Source organism: Bradyrhizobium sp., assembly GCF_019244115.1.
Taxonomy (GTDB): domain Bacteria; phylum Pseudomonadota; class Alphaproteobacteria; order Rhizobiales; family Xanthobacteraceae; genus Bradyrhizobium.
In genome coordinates, this window is the sequence record NZ_JAFATE010000256.1 from 1 (window position 1) to 2,531 (window position 2,531).

3 protein-coding genes are annotated in these 2,531 nt (G+C 65.2%); 2 read left to right on the forward strand and 1 reads right to left on the reverse strand.

Annotated features, from left to right (window positions below; all coding sequences use genetic code 11):
* Together JOZ76_RS11590 and JOZ76_RS11595 are read left to right on the forward strand one after the other, a co-directional pair.
* Positions 1 to 726, forward strand: a 726-nt coding sequence (locus JOZ76_RS11590; protein WP_291698765.1) for an L-lactate permease, incomplete at its 5' end; no start/stop codon positions are given.
* Positions 727 to 891: 165 nt separating this feature from the next.
* Positions 892 to 1,302: an META domain-containing protein gene (locus JOZ76_RS11595; protein ID WP_291698766.1), complete on the forward strand. Its 411-nt coding sequence runs from the start codon at positions 892 to 894 to the stop codon at positions 1,300 to 1,302.
* A gap of 46 nt (positions 1,303 to 1,348) precedes the next feature.
* Here JOZ76_RS11595 and JOZ76_RS11600 read toward each other — a convergent pair whose 3' ends face one another.
* Positions 1,349 to 2,515 carry a hypothetical protein gene (locus JOZ76_RS11600; RefSeq protein WP_441300019.1) on the reverse strand — a complete coding sequence of 389 codons (1,167 nt, stop codon included), beginning with the start codon at positions 2,513 to 2,515 and terminating at the stop codon, positions 1,349 to 1,351.
* Positions 2,516 to 2,531 lie beyond the last annotated feature (16 nt).

Here is a 2,531-nt window from a genome sequence, read left to right on the forward strand (position 1 = left end):
GTCTGCGTGATCATGCTGATCTGGGGCAACGGCGCGTTCAAGGCCTGGGCGAACGGGATCTTCACCTGGAACTACCCGGTGCCCGAGCTGCACAACATGATCAACAAGGTGCCGCCGGTCGCCGCCAAGCCGACGCCGGAGAGCGCGGTGTTCGCCTTCACCTACATGTCGTTCACCGGGACCGGCATGCTGATCGCGGCGATCATCTCCGGCTTTGTGATGGGCTTTTCGCCGGTGCGGATGGTGCGCGAATACGGCTCGACGATCCGCGTCGTCAGCTATTCGCTGATTACGATTTCGGCGATGCTGGCGATCGGCACCTTGACGCGGCTGTCCGGTGTCGACGCCACGCTCGGTCTCGCCTTCGCCGCGACCGGCGTGCTGTATCCCTTCTTCGGCACGCTGCTCGGCTGGCTCGGCGTGGCGCTGACCGGATCGGACACCGCCTCGAACATCCTGTTCGGCAACCTGCAGAAGATCACCTCCGAACAGCTCGGCCTGTCATCGGTGCTGATGGCCGCCGCCAACTCTTCCGGCGGCGTGATGGGCAAGATGATCGACGCGCAGTCGATCGTCGTCGCCTCCACCGCGACCAACTGGTACGGCCATGAGGGCTCGATCCTGCGCTACGTCTTCCTGCACTCGATCGTGCTGGCCTGCCTGGTCGGCGTGCTCGTGACGCTGCAGGCCTATGTCTATCCGTTCACGGCGATGGTGCTGAAATAGGGCCGTCGAGGCGCCCCGAGAGAGCCCCGCGATCGCAAGAGCGCGGGGCTCTCGCTTGGGCCACTCACCGCGGGCGTGGAGCGACATCCATTCCGCTTCGCGAGGTCTGGCCAATCTCGCATTGCTCACCTAAAACGCCGGCGAATCCTTTTCCAGTGAGGACCAATGCTCCCGTTCAAGCCGATCTGTGCCGTCGCCGCGCTCGCCTTGCTGATGCTGCCTGCAATCTCCGAAATCGCGCGCGCGGAGGACGGGTTTCCGTTCGGCATGGAAATGACGCTCGACGCGGCGCGCATGCCGGGATCGAAGCGGGTTCCCAACCTCGACATCGGCGACAATGGCGAGGTCATCCTCGAACTGTGGTGCAAGGGCGGCAAGGGACAGTTCTCGGTCGCCGGCAGCAGCGTGATCTTCGTCGCCGGCGCGTTCGAGGCGCGGAGCTGTCCAGCCGATCGCGCGCAGGCCGACGATGACCTGCTCGCTACGCTCACGGACGTCGCGAGCTGGAAGCGGCAGGGCGATCTCGTGCTGTTCATCGGCCCGAAGACGCTGCGCTTCCACATCAACACGAATTAATGTTGCGAGCAGCCTGGGTGTCACCACACCTACCGCGGTGAAGAACTTACTTCCACACCGAATTATCGGCGTCCCAGCGCTGGCCCTTCAACTCCTTGGCGAGCGCGCCGAGCGCGCCGGAATCGTCGCGCTGCTCGGGCTCCTCGTCGGCCGTCGATTCGTCGACCAGATTGAGCTTTGCTCCCGCGGACTCGTCGGTCGTCGTCGTCACCGGCGCGCTGACCCACAGCATCAACGAATCGGATCCGCCGGGCTTGTCGGGGGACACCAGGGCCGTCACCTCGATCACGTCGGTCAGTTCCAGCGCGGGATAGAGCGGGCTCGGCCGCTTGAACGTCAGCTTTAGCTTGCCGGTGATCGGGCTCCAGCTTGCGCCGGCCGGTTTTGCCGCAAGCGACTTGGCGAGCACGTTGGAAATGGTCGTGGCGAGCTTGTCGCGGTTGATCTTGTCGCCCTCGCGCCAGTCGGCGGCGGCAAAGCGGATCGCGCGGTCCATCTCGACGATGCCCGCAACCCAGCCGGCATTGACCACACCGGGCGTCGCCTTGGCCTTGGCGATCAGTGCGCTCGCGCGGTCGGGATCGACGGTGAGGTTGATGGTCTGCTCGCCGGCCCGCATCGCATCGCAGGTTACCGCGAGGCTGCTGAGCGCGATCTCGACGTCCTGGCCCTTGAGGCTTTTCAGGAACTCGGCCGCCGCATCGAGCTTGATGCGGACGCCGACCGCCTCCGGAGAGACGTCGGAGAACGTTTTTGGCGCGGCGGAAATGCCGTCGTCGACGGTCTGGCTGTCCTGAAACTCCTTCTCGCTCATGTCGGAATTGTCGGACGAGGTGACCTCGGTGACGCTCGTGCCGACCGTGATCTGGCCGCGGAAATCAAAACTGTCGGCGGAGGGTTTTTGCGTGAGCTTGACCGCCACCGGCTGCTTGTCGACGAGGCTCTGCGTGGTGCCGCTCAGGCTCTGGCCGCTGGCGGTGAGGTTGACGACGAAACGGTCCTTGCGATCGGAGGTCTTGTCGGCCGGGTAGCAGACGTCGAGCACGGCGGCGGTCACGGCCTTGCCCTGCCGCGTCTCCTTGAGGATCACGTCCGCACTGCCGTCCATCAGCCCGTCGATCGAGGTGAAATATCGGGTCTCGCTGCCGGCGGTTGCGGCCTTTGGCGATGTCTTCGCCTGGGCGAGGACGAGGTGGGGCGAGGCCGCAAGCAGGCCGGCCGCGAGAAGC